The following is a 21,673-nucleotide window of genomic DNA, read 5'->3' as shown; positions in this document are numbered from 1 at the left end:
ACTGTGCGGCCCTTTTTTATTGCGCGTTTGCTAGTGGTCAGGCCAGCTCGACCTCGGATTCAGGATCAGGCTCCACCGCTTTCACCTCATCATGGCGACGGATGTATTTCCAGTCGGCCTCGTCGATGTAGATACCGTTGGGTCCGCTGCCGCCCTCCAGGTCGATGGCCACGTGCGCGGAGACCTGCGGCTTGACGCTGGCCAGGATCGGCACAAAGCCCAGCTGCAAGCTGGTTTCCAGCAAGGCAGCCTGGTTTTTCTCGTCGATGTCGGCCGCTTCGTCCAGGTAGTAAGGCAGACGGATGCGCCCAGCCTGGTCGCGATCCATCAGGTGCAGCAATAAATACATATTGGTCAGCGCTTTGATGGTCATGGTGGTGCCGTTGGACGCCGCGCCATCGATGTCGGTATGGATCACCGGTTGGCCGTTGACCTTGGTGATCTCGAACGCCAGTTCGAACAGATCCTTCAAGCCAAGCTGGTTATGGTTCGCTGCCACCAGCCGCGCTAGATACTCCTTGGCTTCTTCGTTCTTGTTGTCCTGATCGGCACTCTGGCTCAGGTCGAACACCGACAATGTCTCGCCTTCTTCGTACTGGCCAGCACTGTGGATGATCTGGTCAATGTGCTTGAGCGCTTCTTTGTTCGGTGCCAGAACGATGCGGAAGCTTGCCAGGTTGGACACCTGCCGTTTGTTGATCTCGCGGTTGAACAGCGCCAGTTGATGTTCGAGGCTGTCGTAATCGCTGCGGATATTGCGCAGGGTGCGGGCGATGTCGGTCACCGCCGCACGCCGCGCCTTGCCCAAGGTCAATGCTTCGTCCTGGCGATGCGCGTAAGCGTTGATCAGCAAGTGCAAGCGCCGCTCCATGTCATCTTCACTGTCGAACTTGGCCACGCCCTTGAGGCGAACCTGAGCGTACAGCGCTTCGATCTGACCATCACTGCGCTGCAAGCCCTGCCAACTGTCCTGATAATCGTTGAGCAATGGCAGCAAGTTCTCCAGTGAGTCATCCACTGGCTCCATGAACGGCGTGCCGAACGGCATATCTGCAGGCAGCAACTGGCGACGACGCAATGCATCATCCAGCGTGCGTTGCTTGGCTTCCATGTCACCAATCTGCCGACCGACCAGTTGTAGCTTGGCCGACAGTTGTTGGACGCGTTCGGTGAAGGCATCGCTGGAGCGTTTGAGCTCGTCTTGCGCAGCTTCCATTTGCGCCAGTTGTTCGAGTTTTTCCGGCTCTTCCGCGCTCAGGGTCTGGCTGCGACGGAAGTCTTCCAGCGCCTTTTGCGCGTCCAATACCTGCTGATACAAAGCCTCGGTCTGCGTTTTGCTCGCGGCGCGATCGGAGGCGACGGCCTGCTGGGTTTTCAGTTGTTTGAGTTCTTTTTCCAGACGCTCTTTCTGATCACGCAATGCCGCGCGGTCGGCCAGGGCTTGCAGCGCTGGTGGTTCGATGTGGGACAAATTGATCGTCAAACCCGGGACTTCAAAGCGCTCGCCTTTGAAGCCGTCGAGGATCAGCTCCAGCGACTTGACCCACGCATCGCCGTCATCCAGCGCAATGCCTTGCTCGCCGAGCGGCAAGCTGAACAACGCACTGTTGAACAGGCGCATCAGACGCTCGACATCCGGCTGTGAGAACTCTTCGCGCAGGCGGGCGTAGCTGTTGTTGTCTGCGTGATCGAGTTGTTGTTTGACCGACTTCAGGCGTTTTTCCAGATCGCGCAGACGCTCGTCCAGATCCTCGGCGCTGAACTGCCGGGACTGGGCCAGCGCACCGGCCAGCTCATCGTGAGCGTCCTTGGCGGCCAGCAATTGCTGCTCCAGCACCTTGACGTCATCGACCAGTGCAAAGCGATTCTTGAGGACCGACAGTTCGCCGATCCAGCGCTGGATACCGCTGATTTCACGTTCCAGGCGCATCAGCTCCTGAGTGCCGCCGCGCTGATCGTTTTGCAGCGAATCCTGTTCGTTGCGGTAATGCTCGGCCTGGATCACCAACTCTTCTTTGCGCGCGTTGGAGTAGTCCTGCCAGGTGCCTAGCAGCGAGTCGAGCAGCGGGGACAGGCGGTGCAATTTACCGCGCAGCACTTCCCGCTGTTTGACCCCGGCAGACAGGGCTTCGACCAGTGGACCGGCGAGCACCAATGAGTTGTAGTCCTGTTCCATGCGGCGAACGTCGCGGAAAGCTTCTTCGCACGCAGCAATGTAATCGACGCTGCCGGACCGCAGGCTGTGTTCGAAGGCATCGAGGAACAACTGCTTGAGTTTCGCTGCCGTGATTTCGCGCATGTGCAGCAGGTTGATGAACAAGGCGCGGAAGGTTTTCAGGCTCTGTTCGCTGGTGGAGCGCAGCGGGATCAAGGTCAGGTCCAGCGGGATCGACGTGTGGCCACCCACCAGCAAGCGACGCAGCTCGTCGGGTTTTAATTCGTAAGCTTTCAGGCCCTGGCTTTCCAGGTTGCTGAACAGCTCTTTCTGCCGCAGGCAAGTGTCGTTTTTCTGGTAGTGCGCCAGATCCAGCTTGCCGGCATACGCGAAGAACTGGTGACCAAAGCCGCCACCTGGCCCGCGCCCGACCACGCCAATCACATGCGGGCCGTGGGGTAGCGCGACTTCCACCAGGATGTAGCTGGTGTCGGAGGCGAAATAGAAGCGTCGTGATTGTTCCAGGCTGTATTTGCCGAAACTCATGTCTGACATACGCGCCAGAATCGGGAATTGCAGGGCGTTGATCGAGGCGCTTTTACCCAGGTTGTTTGCGCCGTACACCGACAATGGGTGTTCCAGCGGGAACAGGCCGAGGCTGTAACCGGCCGTGTTCAGCAGGGCAAAACGGCGTATGCCATAGCGTTCCTGGCTCATGCGTCGATCTCCTGTTGCTCGGCGGCAATGGCGCGGGCCAGCGCCTGCGCTTCGGTTTCTTCTGGCTCGTCGAATTCGGCGAGATCCAGCGGATCATCGGTTTCCAACAGTTTCTCGTCGCTGTCATCGTCGATCAGGATCGGCGTCGGCAAGGGCAGGACGCTGTGCAGGCTGGCCGCCAGATCGCGGTCCTGCTGCACCGACAAGCAGACGTCGAGGAAGCGGTGCATCGGCGGCAGGAAACGGTAGATGCCGTTTTCTTCGCTGGCGAAACCGAGCTGGGTCATGCGGCGCATGATTTTCTCTTCCAGCTCTTCCTGGGTCTGCACCTCGGCCTGCAGAAACAGGTCACGGTATTTTTCCAGCAATGAGGGCAGTTCATCACGCCCCAGACTGCCACCATCGAGCACGGCGACCGGATCACGACCCTGATCGGCCAGGTGCTCGACGATGATGAAGGTGAACAGCGCCAGACGTTGCGCGGTCTTGTTGACCTGCGTGGCGGCCAGTTCCGGGACGAAGTAATAGAAGCCACGGGTGTCGCAGACCAGCTCGAAACCCAAGGCCTTGAACAGCGTGCGGTACTGGTCCTGGAAATTCGACAGTTGCGCGTACAGCTCAGGGTCGCGGCGGCTGACGTGGTACCCCTTGAACAGCTCACGAAAGATCGGCGCCAGCTGGGACAGTTCGGATAGATCAAGATGCATGAGGTGTACTCGCAGAAGTCTCTAGAGGTTCGTCTCGGCTAGAGAGCAGGGCGAAGGAGCGCAGGCTGACCTGATGCTCCTGAGTGTGATAATCGCGACGTTCGAGGCGTTCGCGGGCAAAACGTTTGTCCCGCGACAGGCGCGAGAACCAGTACAGCAATTCGTCGGTAGCGCCGTCCGGTTCCTGCTCCAGCAGCCAAATCATCAAATCCGGCATCGGCAGGGCGTCTTCGCAGCGCTCCAGCATCTCTTTGACCGTGCGCGGCGCTCGCGGTGGCTCGCCCTTGCGCGTGGTGCTGGCCTTGGGGAATTTCGCCGGTTTCGGTTCGAAACGAGCCAGTGCATAGACATAGGCTTCGACCTGGCTGGCGCTGCCCAGGAAGGTGCTTTGCGGGCGGGTGAACATCGGCATTGCCGCTTGTGGCACGGCATCGAGTCCTTTCCGACGGATGGCGGACAAGGCTAGCGCCGCGCCACGGGTCACGGCGTTATGCCGGCGGGCTTCTTCGCGCAACGGCAGCAGCAACTCGCGGGCGTGACGCAGGGTCAGTTGGGCACTGGTCTGCATCTCCAGGATGCGCGCGTGGGTACGCAGCAGCATGTCGTCATCGACCAGATGGCCCAGGCGCTGTTGTTCAGTGAGCAAGCGCAGCAGGACATTTTCGACCTTGCGCACGCCCTGCTCGAACGCGCCGTCGGCGTTGACCAGCTGGATCATCGGTTCGATGTATTCGTCCCAGGTCGCCAGCACTTCGGCATAGCGCTGACGCAGCGGAATCTGCCGGTCACTGGTCTTGGCCCGGTCGGCCACGGCGACCAGTGCCTGCTCATCGTTGGCCAGTTTTTTCAGGACATCACGCACGCGCATGTCCAGTAGGCGCAGTTGCCGCGCCAGATCGTGGGCATCGCGGACGTCGAAAGCGTCCTGGATGTAACCTGCCAGGCGCTCCAGATGGCGCAGATAGGCTTCAATCTCCAGGCACAGGCCGAGACGATGCTCGCGCCGGAGGTAAGAAAGGAAGTCATGGATCTGCGCATTCAGTTCAAAACGGTTCGGGCTTTTGGCCACTGGAACCAGAATGTCCAGACGAATCCACACGTCCAGCAGGCTGGTGATGTCCTGTGGCGTGCTGTCCAGTTGTTGAGCGGCCAGTTGCAGGCGCAGCTCGCTCAGGCTCAAGGTGCCCTGGTCGAAGTGTTCGCACAGTGGCTCAAGTAACGCCCAGTGTTCGGCAAGGGCGCGCAAGACGCGCTTAGGTTCGATCATTGGAAGGCCGGCTGGTTAGCAAATAAAAGCAGCGATTGTACTGCATCGGCTACCCAAGATTTCATCACCAGGCGATCAACTGCGGCGGGAATCGGCGAAGGGCGGTAGAATCTCCCTCTTTACTTATCCACAGGTGGCCGACCTTTGCTTAACGAGTCCCGCCGCCGCGCTTATCTGACCGCCATGCAGGTGGTCAATTGGCTGCCGCGCACAGAACTGCCCTTTGCAGCGCCCTCGCGCCCGGAATTGCTGGCGCCTCTACCGCTGCCGGTCGAGCCGAGCGTAGCTGCGCCCGTCGCTGCTGTTGTTACGCCAGCAGCAGTCTCCCCGATAACGCCGCGCCCTGTGGTCGAACGTCCAAAAATCGAAGTGCCGCGTCCATCGCTTGCCAGCACTCGAAGTGGCGCCGTGGCCGAAGTAGAGGCCGCTCCTGCACCGATCAAGGCCGCCGTTGTCCCTCCACCACGCTTTGCCCTGCAATTGCTACGGGCCGGGCGTTGCCTGTTGCTGGTCGAGTTACCCACAGGCGAGGCGTTTCAGAGCCGCGATCCGTCGTATTTGTTACTCAAAGACATGCTGCGTGCCGCCGGTCTGCCCGACAGCCCGCAAGTCATCGGCGAACCGGTGCGCTGGCCATTGCTGGTGCGCGGGCAACTTGATCAAGGCCCTGAAGCGGCACGTGATTTCGTCCAGGGGTTTGTCCTGGCCCGGCTGGAGGATGAGCCTTGCGCGTGTCTGTGGCTGATCGGCTTGCCTTCGGTGCGATTTTCCGGCGAAGCCGATGCCGAGTCCTATAATCGAGAACTGCAGGTCGAAGGCCTGGGTTGTGCCTGGGCGCTGCCGGGCCTGGAATTATTAATGGATGAGCCACAGCGCAAGGCCGATGTCTGGCAAGCCATGCGTCGGCTGATGACGCGCTGGAAAACGATCGATGACTGACGCCTTGAAAAAGAATGCCCCAATGAACGACGCCGTAACCTTCCGTCCGATGACCGAGGCGGACCTGGAAGCTGTACTGAAAGTCGAATACGCAGCGTTCAGCCACCCCTGGACCCGAGGCATTTTCCTCGACGGGCTCAAGTCCTACGAAATCTGGCTGATGTTCGAAGGCGCCCAGCAAGTCGGGCACGGCGTGATCAACGTCATCATCGACGAAGCGCATCTGCTCAACATCACCGTCAAGCCGGAGAGCCAGGGCCGTGGTCTGGGCCTGCGCTTGCTGGAGCAACTGATGTCGCGCGCCTACCAGTTGAACGCGCGCGAATGCTTCCTGGAACTGCGCGCCAGCAATCAGTCAGCCTATCGTTTGTATGAGCGCTATGGCTTCAACGAGATAGGCCGCCGACGTGATTACTATCCGGCGGTGGGCGGGCGCGAAGATGCGCTGGTCATGGCCTGTACGCTGTTAGAGGAGTAGCGTCTACTCGGGGCTGGAATAGCCTTTACTCTGGCTTGCCGTCGAGCGGATCGAGGTTAGCCAGTTCGGCTTCATCCAGACCGTCACCACCCCCAATGTCATTTTCATCGACAATACTCAAATCCCAATCGGCAGGGTGGTCTTCGCCAGCTTCGTCAGCCGAGCGTGCGCCATCTTCGTCGATCATGGTTTCCTGGTTCAGATCATCGTCGGTGTAATGGTGATCCGAAGTCGAGGCGCCGGTCATTCCCGCTTCGCGCACACGTTTATCGGGGATCTCACGGGCGAGTTCGTCTTCGGGCACAAGGTCACCGATGCGACCGGTTGGCTCGTCTTCATCGAAGTCCAGCTCTTCTATTGAGCCCATCCGGTCTTCGTTGTCGTCGATGGGTTCAGGCTGCGGAGCCCCGTAAGGGCGGCGTGATTCAGTCATGGCAATTCCTCACTTTTTGGGGCCTTATAGAAGGTGGACCGGCCATAACCCTGAAGATTCCTTTTGTTCCTCAGCCAAAGTAGTGGCACATCAGCGTGACCCAGACAGCCGGGCGCCAGTCAAAGCTGGGCATCCTCTTCGAGGCATCAAAACATGAACGAACTGCAAGATCTGATTGATAACAATGAGCGCTGGGCCGATGCGATCAAGCAGAAGGACCCGGAGTTTTTCGCCAAACTGGCCCGCCAGCAGGCGCCGGAGTACCTGTGGATCGGTTGTTCGGACGCGCGCGTGCCGGCCAACGAGATCGTCGGCATGCTGCCGGGCGATCTGTTCGTACACCGCAACGTCGCCAACGTTGTGCTGCACACCGACCTCAATTGTCTGTCGGTGATTCAGTACGCGGTGGACGTACTCAAGGTCAAACACATCCTGGTCACGGGCCACTATGGCTGTGGCGGCGTGCGTGCGTCGATGCAGGATCGTCAGTTGGGTTTGATCGACGGCTGGTTGCGTTCGATCCGCGACCTTTACTACGAAAACCGTGCACTTTTGGCGAAGTTGCCGACTGAAGAAGAGCGCGTCGATCGACTGTGCGAGCTGAACGTCATCCAGCAAGTGACCAATGTCGGCCACACCAGCATTGTGCAAAACGCCTGGCACCGAGGGCAGAGCCTGTCGATCCATGGCTGCATCTATGGCATCAAGGATGGCCGCTGGAAAAGCCTGAACGCGACGATCAGCGGTTTCGAGCAACTGCCGCCGCAATACCGGCTGCGTCCGCTGGGCGAATGATCCCAGCCAACACACAGAACACCTGTAGGAGATTTCGCCCCGTCTTCGACGCGGCGCTGTCGCGCAGCAAACTGGGGCCCTGTAGGAGCTGCCGAAGGCTGCGATAAGGTCGGTACGACCTTCAGCGATCTCAAGAAAGCGACCGGTTCCCGCTCGATCGCAGCCTTCGGCAGCTCCTACAGGGGGATTTTTCGTTTACAGATACGGCTGAACCAGCTCCGGGCCAATCGGTTGCTGCAATTGTTTCAGTGAGCGTGACACGCCGCTGGTGCTGCACTTGGCCTTGGCCTGCTCGGGCGTCAGCTCGCGGATCGAGGTATAGAACAGCTCGCAAGTCTGCGCCTTGTTCGTTACCTGCCAGTTCTGCGTGCATTGGCCCAACGTGGCCTCAGGGTTGGCGCCAGGCGTCTTGCCCATCCCCGCCTGCCAGCACGCGGCACTCAAATCCTGGCCCATGACTTTCAACCCCGCGGCATCGGCTTTCGCTTCGTCACCGCCATAGTTGTCTTTGTTGGCGGCGTACCAGATATAGCTTGGATGGTTTGAGCCCAGCACCGCAACTTTTTCCCCTCCACTCGGGCTGATGCTGCCCAGACCCAGCACCGGCACATCGACGCCGTATTGCTGTTTGACCCAGTTCCGCACCGGCGCACCGAACGCCACCATTGGCAACGAAGCGCCCTTGGCGGTCTGGCTGACCTGCTTGACCATCGTGGTCTGATAGTCGGTGAAGTAGCTGTAGACCCCTTCCAGCTCCTTGCCGGCCGAGGCGGGTGCGGCAATCGGCGCGATATCGATGATGGTCTGATAGCCCGGCGTTTCTTTGGCGGGGATGCCGTTGTCGGTCAACAGCGTGGCCCAGCGATCAGTGGTGGCCGAGCGCAGATAATCCTGCGCCTGGGTCAGTGAATAGTCCGGCGGGAAATGCAGCAGTTCGACGCTTTTGCGATTTTCCAGGGCCATGCCCAGCGGCAGGAACAGATACCAGCTGTATTGCCACTTGGCATCGGCGTCGAGTTTGCTTGCGCCCTTGTAAGCCAGATCCCCGGCGTCGAGCAGCGCGTTGAGCGGTTTGCCATAACTATCAGGCACGCCACTGATCATCGCGTAAAGATCGTGACCTTGGGTCTGCACGCGCACCTTGGCTGTGCTGTAGCCATCGCGCTCCACGCTCTGGGTCAAGTAATGCGCGACCGTCTGCTCCAGCGTCCAGTTACGGAAGCAGATGACATTGCAGTTGTTGGGATAAGAGAAGAGTTGCGTCACCCGTTCCTGACTGCCCAGTTTGACCTGGACGTCAGCCTGCGCAGCAACGCTGAGCGTCAGTGCTGCAAGGGTGGTGGAGAAAACAGAGAGTTTTGACATAGCCTTTCCTTGACTGCGTTATTGGCCCGAGGGCGTTTGTTGGCGCAGATACTCAAGCAGGAGTTCGAGCGTTAGGAAAGTCAAAAATGAAGGCTTTCTGATATTGCTGTCTGAAATAGCAGATGAAGTCAGAGATAGGTGAGGAGGGCGCTCATCATTTGGTATCGAACGGGTTGGGTTCAGCCTTCGTGCGGAAGTGATTGCCGCCATTCTTTTTCGCGAAATACATGGCTTCATCGGCGTGTTTGAGCAGCTGTTTCTCCTCCATACCATGTTCGGGATAGAGCGCGATCCCGATGCTCAGCAGCGTGCGCAAACTGTGGCCTTCCATGTCCAGAGGGTGATTGAGCGCGCAATGGATTTTTTCAGCCACCCGTAACGCGTCCTCCGGAAACTGGATGTTGTGTAGCAGCACCAGGAACTCGTCACCGCCGATGCGCGCAACCGTATCGGTTTCGCGCACACACTGTTTGAGGCGTTGAGCCACTTCTTGCAGCAGCAAGTCGCCCATGGCATGACCCAAGGTATCGTTGACCTGTTTGAATTTGTCCAGATCGAGGTATAGCAGGGCGAACTGACCTTGTTCGCGCCGCGCCATGGCGAGCGCGGTTTGCAGCCGATCATGGAACAGTCCGCGATTAGGTAGTTGGGTCAGTTGGTCGTATTGCGCCATGTATTGCAGTCGGGCTTGCAACTGTTTGCGCTCGATGGCGGTGGCGACCTGAGTCGAGACGAATTGCAAGAGCTCCTGGTCCTTCTCGGTGTAGCGCGCACCGCCTGAATAGCTCTTGACCATCAATGCCCCGATGGTGCCCCTGTGTGAATGCAGCGGCACGCCCAACCAGCACAACGAATCGGTGGCGACCACGGCACGTAGCGATTCAGGGAGGGTCGTCACCGTCTCGGGGGTTAATAGCAGTGGCTGACCGCTGCGGATCACTTCGGCACTCAAGGTGTACGCGACCGCTTGTGGGGGAGGCACCTGCTCCTGCTCATCGACATGGTAAGCAAAGCTCAGTTGGTCATTCTTTTCGTCGTACAGCGCCACGGAAAAATTCAGCGCGGGCAGCAGTTCGCCAATGATCTGATGAATGCGTTGAAACAGGGCGAGTAAATCCTCGGCGGCGTGCGCGGCTTCAGAAATGGAGTACAGCGCAGCCTGCATCGACTCGGCTTGCTTGCGTTCAGTGATATCGCGCGCCACGCCGACCCTCAGTTGATCGACCTCCGACCAACGGGCCGACCACATGATGTGGACGACTTGCCCGTCCTTGCGCACATAGCGATTTTCGAAATGAGGTTTGGACTGCCCCGCGATAACTTCTTTGGCTGCCTGCAAGGTCCGCTCTCGATCCTCGGGCAGCACCATGTCGAGCATGACCTGGCCGATCATCTCTTCAGCGGTGTAGCCGAAAATGCGTTCACACGCCGCACTCACAAATAAAAAGCGGCCCTGAGTATCGACAACGCACACAGCGTCGAGCATCAGGTCCACGAAATTGCTCAGCGGTGCATAGGTATTTTCCATGAGGGAAGCGATCGCCTGGAAAAATTAATGGGCAATTTCCGACATCCAGAAGGGTAGGCTGCAACAGATACTGGCCAAAGCATAGCGCGATTTTTAATTCAAATTTGGATCCAGTTGTCGAGTGCGTCACAAGATTGATAATGGATGACAGAGGGCGTCGGGCTTGAACGTTTCGAGGTGTTAGCCCTCCTGACTATTGGAGGGCTGAAGGGGAGCAAATGACGGGTCAAGGCAGAAACAGATAGCACATTAGTTACGTTGATACTGCCGTGCTATTTCCGAGGGCGGAATTAATGCAATGCGATTTTGTAGATGACTTGACTGGCATCCAGTGGGTCTCGGTGGCATTCAAAACCCAACAGTTTGGTGAGTTGATGCATATGCGTATTGCTCGACGAGTCAATGGAGATCATCTGCCGAAAGCCGTTCCGTCGTGCCGCGTCGATCAAATGCCGCATGAGTAAATTGCCCATGCCAAGGTGTTGCCAGGCATCGGCAATGGCTACCGCACATTCGCATTGCCCCTCTTCATCCAGAGCGGCATAGCGACTCACGCCTATTTCGGTCAACTCGCCGTCTTGATGAGCCAGCGCCACATAAGCCATTCGCTGTTTGCTATCTATGTCCATCAATTGGTCGAGCAGCGCGGCACTGGGTTCGCTCATCGAACCGAGAAAGCGAAAGTGTCGCGACTCTGGGGAGAGTTTTTTGATGAAATCAAACTCTCTGTCCCTGTCATAAGGCGCCAAGGGTCTGATCAGGATATGGGTGCCGTTACTTAGCAAATCGATCCAATGTTCGCCTTTTACGCTGGGAAATGCCGCACTGGCGCTGACAGGGTTTGTTGGAGTTATGGTCATGTTTATTTCTCCATCGCAAGGAACGGGTGGCCTCTAAGCGTGGCACCTTTGAGTTTGTTTTACGCCTCGGAGGGTGCCGCTGACTGATCCAGATCAAAGGTCGATGCTGAAGAGCGACCAAAGGGATCAGTGGTGTTGATGCGCCTAAGAGGATAGACGCAGATCGCCGTGGGAGGCGTACCCACGCCAAGCTGATCGTCGAACAGCCTGGCGGCAGGATGACCGTGCAGAGGGGTGAGCACTCGGACACTTGCGTGACGTTCGCTCAGAAAGTCCCGGGGACTAGACCAGTCCCCGACCCGTCAACCGCTCAAGAACGCGGAGCGGTGCTTGCCCTGGGTTGTGCATATACTCGACCGGCAGCAGAAAAGTTTGCTCCAGTACGCACTGGCCGCTCATGGCGGCATGGGAAACCTGATCGGTGAAGACCATCCAGGTCGTTCCTGCCGGGAACCGCTGCTCGTGTTGTGCAGCTTGCTTCTGATACGTCTGATCGGCCTTCATTTGGTCGTGCAGGCGCAGCATGTAGTGGTCATAAGCACTACGTCGGCATTTGGTAATACCCAGCGCATTCAGTACCTGGCTCGATCCCCAAAGCGGTTTTGGCAACGACGAGAGATAGCGTTTCGCGACCGCCTCGAAGGGTTCGCCGAGCCGCCAGACGCGAGGCTGGTCTTGCTGATTGATATTGCTGAATACCCTCAGGATTCGCTTGCCCAAGGTAGGCGAGGAGGGAAAGTTATCAACGTGTAAGCGGGTGTCGTCTTTGCGCCAAGAGGTTGGGCGCCCAGCAATTTCCACAGGACGGAAGCTGGCGCGAGCTTGTTGCAACCCCTCTTGATAGGTGCTGAGCAGGTTGTTGGCCAGGGTTTTAGTTGACGTAGCGAAGCGCATCATCATGGCTTGCAGTTGCTGTAATTCAGCACTGTTGCCCTTGCTGCCTTTAAACGTCCCGTTAGCGGGAACCAGGCTGACATTCTTGATGCCCTGAATCATGTTGGACTCAAGCAATGGACGTTCATCGTCGTGGATTGCGAAAGGCAGATGAGGGAGCAGGACAACGTTGCCCGATTCCAGTGCCTCGATGGCTAGCGTCTGATCGGCACTACTGGCTGGCTGGTCCCACGACGTGATAGGTAGACTGACAATTTCAGTCATGTTACTTGTCTCCGGTGTGACGCTTACTGTGTGCACAGTGACAAGGACTGGCTATCAAGTTAGTGCGCCGAAAAAGTTGTCATCTGCGCTTGGCGAGGATGTAACGGGCTGTGTATCAAGAGGTATAGCCTACAAACTCATGGTCTAAAGGGCAATTTTTTTGGCGGAAATCAAGCGGGTGTTCCAGCAAGGTTGGGGGCGCGTGCGCCTTGGCAGGATTGGATCCTGGATACCGCACCCCCTTCGTTGGCCCGCTTCGGAGGTGGGAGCGCGCTGGTGTTTCTTTGGAGTACCGAAGTGCGGTCAGCCGTTGATCATGTATTCTGTGTAACGGCAAAGGTACCTATGGACTACTGCGTTAAATTGTCCATAAGCCGATAGAGTAATGGAACTGTTCGGGAGGGGGTGGTATATGCACGGATATGGACTGATCAGGGATCTGCTCCATCTCAGTTTGTACCTGGTGACGATTGTGATCTGGATGCACCTGTGGCTGATTTGTATATTCAATGCCAAGGGTTCATTGAAGCGATTTTTAGGCGCTCATGCCCTGATGATTTGTGCACTGGGAGTGCCTGCGCTGGCAGCGATACTGTTTGGTGGTGCATTTGGTATTTTTGGCCGTGAAGGCATGGTGGGCAGCTCGATTGTTCTGGGATTGGGATTTCCGATGATTGCGCTTCTTTTTCTTCGCCGGCAGGCTTCACGCGCTTCTTGATGGCAAAGTGTTGGTCCTGTTGCGTGGTGTTTTGTGTCCGCAGGCGGGCTGGGCCATAATCGCTCCTTTTGCCCGTATCGGTAACTTCATATGAAACAGATCACCCCCGCCGACCTGGGCGCTCTCGCGGCCCAAGCCCAGCAATCACCCCGCCTGCGTGCTAACCGCAACCTGCACGTCGAGCTGGCCGACCCCATCCAGCGCCTGGCGATTGCCATGGAGCCAGGTACTTACGTCCGTGCACAGCGTCATCCCCATACCTGGGAATTGCTCTATCCGCTGAGCGGTCGGTTTGTCGTGTTGAATTTCGATGACGCCGGTAACGTCATCCAGCGCACCGTGCTGGGCGAAGACTGCGCGGTTCTGGAAATCCCTGCCGGCTGCTGGCACGCCGTACTCTCCCTGGATGTGGGAGGCGTGATCTTCGAGGTGAAGCATGGACCCTATATGCCGGTCGCCGAAGAGGACTTTACCCCTTGGTCCGGAGCGGAAGGCAGTCCCTTGGCTTCCACGATCCTGGATTGGTACGCCACGGCGCAAATCGGTCAGCGTCTGCCCGGTCTTTAGGCGCAGGAGCCGGGTGCGGAAAAGCCTGTTTTCCTGTGGGGCTCGTCTCGGTTTTGGGTCATGTTTCTAACATGATCCATGTCAGTGACGACGGTTGCCGGTTCAGGTATTCTGCGCGGCTTCGGCGCCCCCCACCCCCAAGTAGGGAGCGCCCGTCAGCCGACGGACAGGAGCAACTGCATGACCGATAGCCCCGCCCCTGTTCCGGCTGAAGCCGCCAGCTCGTCGGCGAGTCTGCGCGAGCGGATCAACTATGGCGTCGCTGTTCTGGACCTGAAAGGCCGCGGCCTGGCGCTGATCGGCGGGCTCATTGTGTTGGCCTGGGTCACAGCTGGCATCTACAAAGTGCAGCCGGACGAGCAAGGCGTAGTACTGCGTTTTGGCCGCTGGGTGGATACCACTGAGTCCGGGTTGCATTATCACCTGCCCTATCCCTTTGAAACCGTGCTGCTGCCGAAGGTGACTCAGGTCAACCAATTGCAGCTGGGTACTGCCAGCACTGCCCTGACGACGGGTAACAGCGGTTCGCGCGACAAGCAAATGCTGACCGGCGATGAGAACATCGTCGAGGCCGACTGCACCGTATTCTGGCGAATCAAGGACGCCGGACTTTACCTGTTCAAGATTAGCGATCCAGAGCGCTCGGTGAAGATCGCAGCCGAAAGCGCCCTGCGCGAAGTCATCGGCCGCACGCCGATTCAATCTGCCATGTCCGACAAACGAGCGCAGATCGCCGATGAAACCCGCGAGCTGCTGCAACAGCTGCTGGACAGCGAGCAGGCCGGGATCCTTATTACCCAGGTTCAGTTGCAACGGGTAGACCCGCCGCCGCAGGTTATCGATGCCTTCAACGACGTGCAGCGCGCTCGCGCTGACCAGGAGCGCGCCCGCAACGAAGCAGAAGCCTACGCCAACGATGTCATTCCCCGTGCGCGTGGCGATGCGGCGCGCATCACGCAGGACGCCGAAGCCTACAAATCGCAGGTCGGCAACCTGGCCGAGGGTGAGGCCAAGCGTTTTCTGTCTGTTTACTACAGCTACGTGCAATCCAAGGACGTCACCGCCTGGCGCTTATACATGGAGAGCATGGACGAGGTGCTGAAGAAGGCCTCCAAGGTCATTATCGATTCTTCTGGAAAGGGCATGTCCGGCGTGGTGCCCTACATGCCTCTATCCGACCCAGGCAAGACTGTTCAGAAGGACGCCAGACCATGAACCCCACGCTCAAATGGCTGGCCGCCGGAATCGGCATCGCTGCGCTATGGACGTTGGCATCGTCGGTCTACGTTGTCGATGAAACCCAGCAGGCGTTGATCATCCGATTTGGCGCTCCTATGGGCGTGGCCGGTGAACCTGGCCTGAAGTTCAAGGTTCCGTTCAGCGACTCGCTGGTGTTCTACGACAGTCGCCTGCAGATGCTGACCTCACCGGCTGAACAGGTGATCCTTGGCGATCAGAAACGCATTGAGGTCGAGACCTATACACGTTTTCGTATCAGCGACCCGCTGCGCTTCTACCAGGCGGTGGGTACGCTGGACCAGGCCAACGCCCAACTGACGCAGATGGTCAGTTCTTCGTTGCGGCGTGAGCTGGGTCAAGTAGCGCTGCGCTCGTTGCTGTCGCCGGACCGTCGGCCAGAAGTCGCTACCATCGAAAAAGACGTGGCGGACAAAGCTCGGGCACTTGGGGTCGAAGTGACCGAAGTACGCCTGCACCGTGCCGATCTGCCGTTCGAGGCCAGTCAGGCGATCTATGACCGAATGAAATCCGAGCGCCAACGCGAGGCCAAGGAGCTGCGCGCGCAGGGCTTTGAATGGGCTCAACAGATCCAGGGCAAGGCCGACCGGGACCGTACGGTCCTGTTGTCAGAAGTTCAGCGCCAGGCGGCGATCACCCACGGTGAAGCGGATGCCGAGGCCAACCAGATACTCTCGGCCGCTTTCAGCAAGGATCCGGAGTTCTACAAGCTATACCGTTCGTTGCAGACTTACCGGCAGTCGCTGGCAGAGAGCCAGCCGACGCTGGTGCTGACGCCAGACGCCGAGTTCCTGAAGCAGTTTCGCACGGGTCCTGCTGCGACCACCTCGAAGTAAACGATGCACATCATCGACCGTACTCCAGACAGCAAAGCATTTCGGCGGCGGTTGGCACGCCTGTTCGCCGTCATCGGACCAGGCCTGGTCGTGATGCTGGCCGACACCGAGGCCGGCAGCGTGATTACCGCCGCGCAGAGCGGGGCGCAGTGGGGCTACCGCTTGCTGTTGCTACAGTTCCTGCTGGTCCCGCTGATGTTCATGACGCAGGAGCTGACCGTGCGGCTGGGGTTGTGCACCGGCAAGGGTTATATCGAGCTGGTTCGGCAACGCTTCGGTAAAGCGGTAGCGATCATATCCGTCGCGGTGTTGCTGCTGAGCTGCTTCGGTGCACTGGTCACTCAGATGAGCGGTTTGGTGGGCGCGGGCAGCCTGTTTGACATTCCAGCCTGGCAAGTCCTTGGGGTGCTGGTGGTCTTGATCCTCGGCATGGTGCTGACCGGCTCCTACCGCTCGGTCGAGCGCGTGACCATTGTCATCGGGATGTTCGGGCTGGCCTTTCTGGTGATGGCGTTCAAGGCGCACCCGGACGGTCAACAGATCCTGCGCGAGATCACTCAGATGCCACTCGGCGATCATGATTACCTGTATTTGGTGGCGGCCAACCTCGGAACCAGCGTAATGCCGTGGACCGTGTTCTACCAACAGTCGGCGCTGATCAACAAAGGACTGAACGTGAGCCAGCTGCGGCTGGCGCGCATTGATACGCTGGTCGGTGCGGTGCTTTGTCAGGTGCTGACCGCCGCGTTGGTGATCGCCGCTGGCGCCACGTTGGGCGCCCATGACCATGGCACGAGCCTGGATAGCATCGCCCAGATAGGGGAAGCATTCGGAGACCTGATTGGCCCGACCTGGGGCCGAGCCGTGTTCGCCATCGGGCTGTCCGGCGGAGCCCTGGTGGCGACCATTGTGGTCTGCCTGACCGCAGCCTGGGCGCTGGGCGAGGTGATTGGGGTACGCCATTCGCTGGAACGACGCGCTCTGGATGCACCGTGGTTCTATGGTCCTTTCGCCGTATTGCTGATTGCCGGTGCGGTACTGGTTGCCTCCGGCGTCAACCTTGTTCAGATGTCGATCGCCGTCGGTGTGGCCAATGCGCTCCTGCTCCCGCTGGTGCTCCTGTTGCTGTTCTTACTGGCGCGCAGTGCCTTGCCGGCAGCGCATCGATTGCGTGGGCGTTACGCGCTGGTCGTCGGCGTGATCTTCGCGTTTACCTCAATACTCGGTCTGTATGCCGGGCTGACCGGTTCGCTAGGGTGATGTTCATATGAAGTATCTCCTTGCCTGGAAGCAGTTCTAATGATGTTTGAAGGTTTACTGCACGCGCTCGGCATGATCTTTCAGATAGGCCTGCTGGACCTGATCCTGTCCGGCGATAACGCGCTGGTGATCGCTCTGGCCTGCCGCGGGCTGCCTCCGGATCAGGTCAAGAAGGCGGTGATGATCGGCACCAGCGTCGCCATCGTGCTGCGCGTGTTGCTGACCACACTGGCCGGCTGGTTGCTGCTCGTACCCTTTCTCAAGCTTATCGGCGCGGGGCTGTTGATCGTCATCGCAATCAAGCTGCTGATCGAAGAGGACGTGGACGACGAAAGTGGCCCGGCTGAAACCTCCCCGTCCACTCTGTCGGGTGCCGTGACCACCGTATTGATCGCCGATTTGGTCATGAGCATGGACAACGTGGTCGGGTTGGCTGCCGTTGCTCAAGGCAGCATTTTCTATCTGGTGCTGGGATTGTTGCTGAGTGTGCCGCTGTTGATGTTCGGTAGCCTGCAGATCACGCGGCTGCTTCAGCACAACCCGTTGTTGGTCTCGGTGGGCAGCGCGCTACTCGGCTATGTCGCGGGCGATCTCGCCGTCTCCGATCCGGCTGTGGAGGGCTGGGTGAATACCCAATCGCCTGGGCTGAACGTGATGGTACCGCTCCTGTGTGCGGCATTCGTGGTCCTGCAAGCGCGCATCATCCGTCGGCAGCGCACTCGGGTTCCCAGACCGGCACCAAGGATTCGAAAGACACCTCCGGCATTGGCGTCTGTACAGTCGCGGGTTGTCGCTGAAGCCGCCCTCGACAGCGTGTTGACTGTCGCCGCTGTTGCTCCCAGCGCGACGCTGCGTACCGGCGCGTCGCAATCTGCGGAGTCGGCCGCATCCGCATCCGCCGCCGCGGGCAGCGTCCCGGATCCCGTGCCCGAGCGTACACGTCGAACCCTCGGTGGGCCTGTGCAGATTCTGGTGGGGCTGGGGGGCATCTTCGGGGTGAGCTGGCTTTTGTACAACTTCATTGGCGGTCTCGCTGGCGGCCTGTTGCCGAAGCCCGTGGCAGACAGCGCCTATGTGTGCCCAGGTGCCATTGCCACCGTTTACTACCGCCCAGGTGGCAGTTCGATACGCATCGTCACCGGGAACGGAGAAGCATCAGGTTACGTGAGCCTTAAAAAGATTCTCTGGGAGAACCCGTCCGCCGCAATCATTGAGCTTCACCTCACGCCGCCCAGCGAAATAGAGAAGACCAACAGCAATGTGGTGACGCTCAGCGGCGGCAGCTTCTCGCAAATCCAGTGTGTACGCGCTCACTAGGGTCTGTACGAAAAGTCGCCGAGCGAAGGTCAGGCAAGGCAAAAACAGGCGAGGAAGCGGAGTTTACGTGTTGTAAATGAGCATTCCGAGCCTGTTTTTAACGCAGCATCACCGAGCGCAGGCACTTTTCGTACAGAGCCTAGTCGTCGTGCGGCTTTGGCCAGGGATAGAGGCCCTGCGCGACTTTGACCGCATCATCCACGCTTAGCGCACACAGTGTCTCGATGGGCAAACCTGGAATCGCTGCGCGAACCAAGAGCTGTTGCACCGGCGTTTTCAAGCGAGCGAACAACAAATGCTTGTTCTGGCCGATGACCGCTTTGCAAAAATCTTGTAACGCTTCCACGCTCGAGCTATCCATGTCCGGCGACTCTTCCAGGCTGACGATAACGGTATGCACATCATCGCCAGCGGTCGTGATGTAGTTTCGTATCTGGGCCAGGACCCGTTCGGCATTCGCAAAGAAAAGGGCGGTGTCCGGGCGAAGGATCAGAAGGCCAGTCACCGCCTGCGCTTCTGGATGGAGGGTTTTGCTGACGAAATCATGGCCATGATTGAGCTGGCCAAGAATGGTCACCGACGACTCCGACAACCGTCTTAACAGCATCACCAGGCTGACCGCGATGGCGGCCAGCAAGCCGTCCAATACACCCAAAGCCAGTACCGCCAAAACAGCGGCGATGATAACCAGCCGGTCGCGGTGCAAGGTGAAATAAGGCTTGAAAACCGCTGGGCGCAGCGTATGGCTGACGGCGTGTATGACGACAGCCGCCAATACCGGTTCCGGTGTCATCGCGATGTTTGGCAATAACGTCAACACAATGATCAGCAGAGTAAACGCAGCAGCCCAGCCTGCCAGTCGCGATACCGCGCCGGATGCCTCGTTTGCCGATGTCGCTGAATAACCCGCGCCCACCGGCATGCCATGAAACAGCCCAGACACCAGGTTGGCGGCGCCCAGTGCAAGCAAATCCCGGTTGGGTGACACGCTGTCGCCGTGCTTCATCGCAAAACTTCGGATCGAACTGTAGGACTCTGCGTAGAGGATCAACACCATGGCGATACTGACTTCTCCTACGCGTAGCCACTCTGCATACGACAGAGACGGCAGCGTCGGCGCTGCCAGTTGCAAGTCGATGGAGCCGACCAGGCCGATGCCATACTGCGACAGATTCAGCCATTCACCGGCAGCGATGCCGATGACGATGACCAGCAGCCCTCCCGGCAGGTGTGGCACGCGGGCAAACAAGAACAGTAGCCCACACGCGATGAGGGCCACTGCGGCGGCGGCCCAATTCCACGCGCCTATATGACTGAGTAATTCGGCCACGAATCGGACCAGGTCACTGTGCTGTGGGTGAACACCCACCACGCTGGCGACCTGCTTGAGAATAATCACTATGGCCAGGCCAAAGGCAAAACCGCGCAAAACCGGTTTCGCGATAAAGGCCGACACACTGCCTATTCGTGCAAGCCCCGCGACCGTAAAAAACAGACCGGTCAGCATGACCAAGGCGATTGCAATGACCAGCCTGAGGGCATTGTCTGCACCGGCCATCGTGGCAGAGGCGGCGGCCAGTACAGCGGCAGACGATGACGTCGCGGAGACAATGGCGAAGCGGCTGGTGCCGAGCAGCCCGTAACAAACCAGCCCGGCGAACAGGGCAATGACCCCGGCCTGAGGGGCCAGATTGGCGATGCTCGAGTAAGCGACTGCCTCCGGCAGCAGCAAGCCAGCCAGCGACAGGCCGGCAATGATATCCGGCAATGACAGACGGTCGATCAGGTTTGTTTTGCCAGGTTCGGACAGTGGGTTGGGTGCTGACATCTATGTCGCCTCGATCACGCCGCACCAGCCTGGCAGGTAACGTGCCTGCTGGGTGCCCGCAAGCTTTTTTGCCTTCATCAGTGCCGTGCTGAAGTCCTCCTTGATCAGGCTGACGGGGATAAGATTTCGAAAAAAGTCAGCCCATAAAAATTCACTGAATGGCGTGACATCCTTGGAAAATCCCCCGGCTCGGCGCAGCTCACCTGCAAGACTGCGGTACGGGTCGTCATGCATATGCGTCAGGTGATCAGGGACTGCGTGAAAATCACGCCGCACACCTTCGCTGTCGTAGGGATGTACCCACTGATGGTTATCCATGACCCTCCAAAATACAGGAAGAGCCAGGTAGGACAGATCTTTGAGCAGCATCACGCTGACCCTTTTGACCTCTTCCTCCAGCAACGCGAGGCCAAAATGGTGGTGGTCAACGATGTAATACTTTTCCTCGGGTCCGGAAACTGCAGGAAACCAGTGACTGCCCAACGCTGCTTTCCGGGCTTTTTTGCCAAGCCCCTCCCATTCTTTTCGTTTTAGCGACACTTCCAGCTTGCCGACGGTAATTTGGGTCGGATGAAGGTTTTCGAGCTTTACATCGATAAGTTGGGGTTGAGGACGAAGCATCGGGTTCTCCCATAAGCGATGTGAACAGTGTGGGTCATGTCGCATAACGCAGTATGGACAGGAATCAGTATTGAATACTCCGCGCCGCTTCATAACGGGGTCCCAGCAGTCAAAACAGTCGGTTTGAGCCGTCTTAAACAATGGCGCCGAATGATGTGCCCACTATCGCGGTTACCGCCATCGCCAGGGCTCCCCAAAGCGTTACCCGCCATGCGCCCACTAGAAGTTTGGCGCCGCCAGCCTTGGCTGCGATACCGCCCAGCGCGGCTAGAAATATAAGGGACATCCCGGATATCCATGGGATAACACTGGCCGTCGGGGCCAGGAAAGTAACGCCCAGTGGCAGTGCTGCTCCGACAAAAAAACTGGCTGCTGACGCGGATGCCGCCTGCAGAGGTTTTGCGCTGAGCGCGTCAGAAATTCCAAGCTCGTCGCGAGCATGTGAGCCCAGCGCGTCGTGTGTCATTAACTGTGTCGCAACTTTCCTTGCGAGATCAGGCTCAACTCCGCGGTCCATGTAAATGGACGCCAATTCGTAATGCTCAGCAAGCGGCTCAGTCTCAAGTTCTGTTTGCTCACGCAACAGATCTGCACGTTCGGTATCTGCCTGGGAGTGCACCGAGACATATTCACCTGCCGCCATAGACATTGCACCCGCCACCAGCCCTGAAATACCCGTCACGAGTAAAGTACTGTGCGTCGAGTGGGCAGCCGCAACACCGATTAGAAGACTGGCAGTCGACACGATGCCGTCGTTGGCACCCAACACTGCGGCTCTGAGCCAACCAATCCGGTCACTTCTATGGGTTTCAGAGTGTTTGCGTAGAAATTTCATAGTTGAAATACACCTGCGATCATTGAATCATT

21 protein-coding genes are annotated in these 21,673 nt (G+C 58.5%); 9 read left to right on the top strand and 12 right to left on the bottom strand.

What is annotated here, in order from left to right; all coding sequences use genetic code 11:
- Positions 1–37 precede the first annotated feature (37 nt).
- The 3 genes from mksF to mksB are packed head-to-tail and all read right to left on the bottom strand — an operon-like array spanning position 38 to position 4,846.
- Complete coding sequence (gene mksF / locus AC1MEE_RS21315; protein WP_480411535.1) at positions 38–2,872, bottom strand: Mks condensin complex protein MksF; 2,835 nt, start codon at positions 2,870–2,872, stop codon at positions 38–40.
- Positions 2,869–3,579, bottom strand: coding sequence for an Mks condensin complex protein MksE (mksE, locus tag AC1MEE_RS21310; protein ID WP_480411534.1), 711 nt, complete (start codon positions 3,577–3,579; stop codon positions 2,869–2,871). The genes mksF and mksE overlap by 4 nt, the downstream gene beginning before the upstream one ends.
- Entirely contained in the window at positions 3,569–4,846 is a 1,278-nt protein-coding gene (gene mksB / locus AC1MEE_RS21305) for an Mks condensin complex protein MksB (protein ID WP_480411533.1), read from the bottom strand. Before mksB ends, mksE begins: the two co-directional genes overlap by 11 nt.
- Before the next feature lie 144 nt (positions 4,847–4,990).
- Between mksB and AC1MEE_RS21300 the strand changes: the two genes are divergently transcribed.
- Complete coding sequence (locus AC1MEE_RS21300; RefSeq protein WP_480411532.1) at positions 4,991–5,785, top strand: energy transducer TonB; 795 nt, start codon at positions 4,991–4,993, stop codon at positions 5,783–5,785.
- A gap of 22 nt (positions 5,786–5,807) precedes the next feature.
- A complete protein-coding gene (rimI, locus tag AC1MEE_RS21295; protein WP_480411531.1) occupies positions 5,808–6,263 on the top strand; it encodes a ribosomal protein S18-alanine N-acetyltransferase in 456 nt (151 codons plus the stop codon).
- A 25-nt stretch (positions 6,264–6,288) separates the two neighbouring features.
- Here the strand turns inward: rimI and AC1MEE_RS21290 are convergent, their stop codons facing one another.
- Positions 6,289–6,696, bottom strand: coding sequence for a serine kinase/phosphatase (locus tag AC1MEE_RS21290; RefSeq protein ID WP_480411530.1), 408 nt, complete (start codon positions 6,694–6,696; stop codon positions 6,289–6,291).
- A gap of 153 nt (positions 6,697–6,849) precedes the next feature.
- Here AC1MEE_RS21290 and can point away from each other — a divergent pair, with 153 nt between their 5' ends.
- Entirely contained in the window at positions 6,850–7,491 is a 642-nt protein-coding gene (can, locus tag AC1MEE_RS21285) for a carbonate dehydratase (protein ID WP_480411529.1), read from the top strand.
- A 195-nt stretch (positions 7,492–7,686) separates the two neighbouring features.
- Here can and AC1MEE_RS21280 read toward each other — a convergent pair whose 3' ends face one another.
- The 5 genes from AC1MEE_RS21280 to kdoO all read right to left on the bottom strand — a co-directional run bounded on the left by AC1MEE_RS21280 (position 7,687) and on the right by kdoO (position 12,402).
- A complete protein-coding gene (locus AC1MEE_RS21280) occupies positions 7,687–8,856 on the bottom strand; it encodes a hypothetical protein (protein WP_480411528.1) in 1,170 nt (389 codons plus the stop codon).
- 154 nt (positions 8,857–9,010) lie between these two features.
- Positions 9,011–10,384 carry a sensor domain-containing protein gene (locus AC1MEE_RS21275; RefSeq protein ID WP_480411527.1) on the bottom strand — a complete coding sequence of 458 codons (1,374 nt, stop codon included), beginning with the start codon at positions 10,382–10,384 and terminating at the stop codon, positions 9,011–9,013.
- Positions 10,385–10,674: 290 nt separating this feature from the next.
- Positions 10,675–11,244 (bottom strand): N-acetyltransferase family protein, encoded by a 570-nt coding sequence (locus AC1MEE_RS21270; RefSeq protein ID WP_480411526.1) that lies wholly within the window; start codon positions 11,242–11,244, stop codon positions 10,675–10,677.
- A 59-nt stretch (positions 11,245–11,303) separates the two neighbouring features.
- Complete coding sequence (locus AC1MEE_RS21265) at positions 11,304–11,486, bottom strand: hypothetical protein (protein WP_480411525.1); 183 nt, start codon at positions 11,484–11,486, stop codon at positions 11,304–11,306.
- 40 nt (positions 11,487–11,526) lie between these two features.
- Complete coding sequence (gene kdoO / locus AC1MEE_RS21260) at positions 11,527–12,402, bottom strand: Kdo hydroxylase KdoO (protein WP_480411524.1); 876 nt, start codon at positions 12,400–12,402, stop codon at positions 11,527–11,529.
- Between the two features lie 412 nt (positions 12,403–12,814).
- On the opposite strand from kdoO, the gene AC1MEE_RS21255 reads away from it, so the two are divergent.
- The 6 genes from AC1MEE_RS21255 to AC1MEE_RS21230 all read left to right on the top strand — a co-directional run bounded on the left by AC1MEE_RS21255 (position 12,815) and on the right by AC1MEE_RS21230 (position 18,357).
- Entirely contained in the window at positions 12,815–13,120 is a 306-nt protein-coding gene (locus AC1MEE_RS21255) for a hypothetical protein (RefSeq protein WP_480411523.1), read from the top strand.
- A gap of 90 nt (positions 13,121–13,210) precedes the next feature.
- On the top strand, positions 13,211–13,687 hold the full coding sequence (locus AC1MEE_RS21250) for a WbuC family cupin fold metalloprotein (RefSeq protein WP_480411522.1): 477 nt from the start codon (positions 13,211–13,213) through the stop codon (positions 13,685–13,687).
- 180 nt (positions 13,688–13,867) lie between these two features.
- Positions 13,868–14,902, top strand: coding sequence for an FtsH protease activity modulator HflK (hflK, locus tag AC1MEE_RS21245; protein ID WP_480411521.1), 1,035 nt, complete (start codon positions 13,868–13,870; stop codon positions 14,900–14,902).
- Positions 14,899–15,780 (top strand): protease modulator HflC, encoded by an 882-nt coding sequence (hflC, locus tag AC1MEE_RS21240; RefSeq protein ID WP_480411520.1) that lies wholly within the window; start codon positions 14,899–14,901, stop codon positions 15,778–15,780. The genes hflK and hflC overlap by 4 nt, the downstream gene beginning before the upstream one ends.
- Before the next feature lie 3 nt (positions 15,781–15,783).
- On the top strand, positions 15,784–17,040 hold the full coding sequence (locus AC1MEE_RS21235; protein ID WP_480411519.1) for an Nramp family divalent metal transporter: 1,257 nt from the start codon (positions 15,784–15,786) through the stop codon (positions 17,038–17,040).
- Positions 17,041–17,079: 39 nt separating this feature from the next.
- Complete coding sequence (locus AC1MEE_RS21230; RefSeq protein ID WP_480411518.1) at positions 17,080–18,357, top strand: TerC family protein; 1,278 nt, start codon at positions 17,080–17,082, stop codon at positions 18,355–18,357.
- Between the two features lie 139 nt (positions 18,358–18,496).
- On the opposite strand, the gene AC1MEE_RS21225 is transcribed toward AC1MEE_RS21230, so the two are convergent.
- From AC1MEE_RS21225 to AC1MEE_RS21215, 3 genes are all read right to left on the bottom strand, one after another.
- Entirely contained in the window at positions 18,497–20,185 is a 1,689-nt protein-coding gene (locus tag AC1MEE_RS21225; RefSeq protein WP_480411517.1) for a SulP family inorganic anion transporter, read from the bottom strand.
- Entirely contained in the window at positions 20,186–20,806 is a 621-nt protein-coding gene (locus tag AC1MEE_RS21220) for a ParB-like protein (RefSeq protein ID WP_480411516.1), read from the bottom strand.
- A 133-nt stretch (positions 20,807–20,939) separates the two neighbouring features.
- Positions 20,940–21,641, bottom strand: coding sequence for a VIT1/CCC1 transporter family protein (locus tag AC1MEE_RS21215; protein WP_480411515.1), 702 nt, complete (start codon positions 21,639–21,641; stop codon positions 20,940–20,942).
- Positions 21,642–21,673 lie beyond the last annotated feature (32 nt).

This window comes from Pseudomonas sp. ASL3 (genome assembly GCF_056680425.1).
The sequence above is the reverse complement of the archived record's forward strand: the minus strand, read 5'-3'. Positions and strand labels throughout refer to the sequence as shown.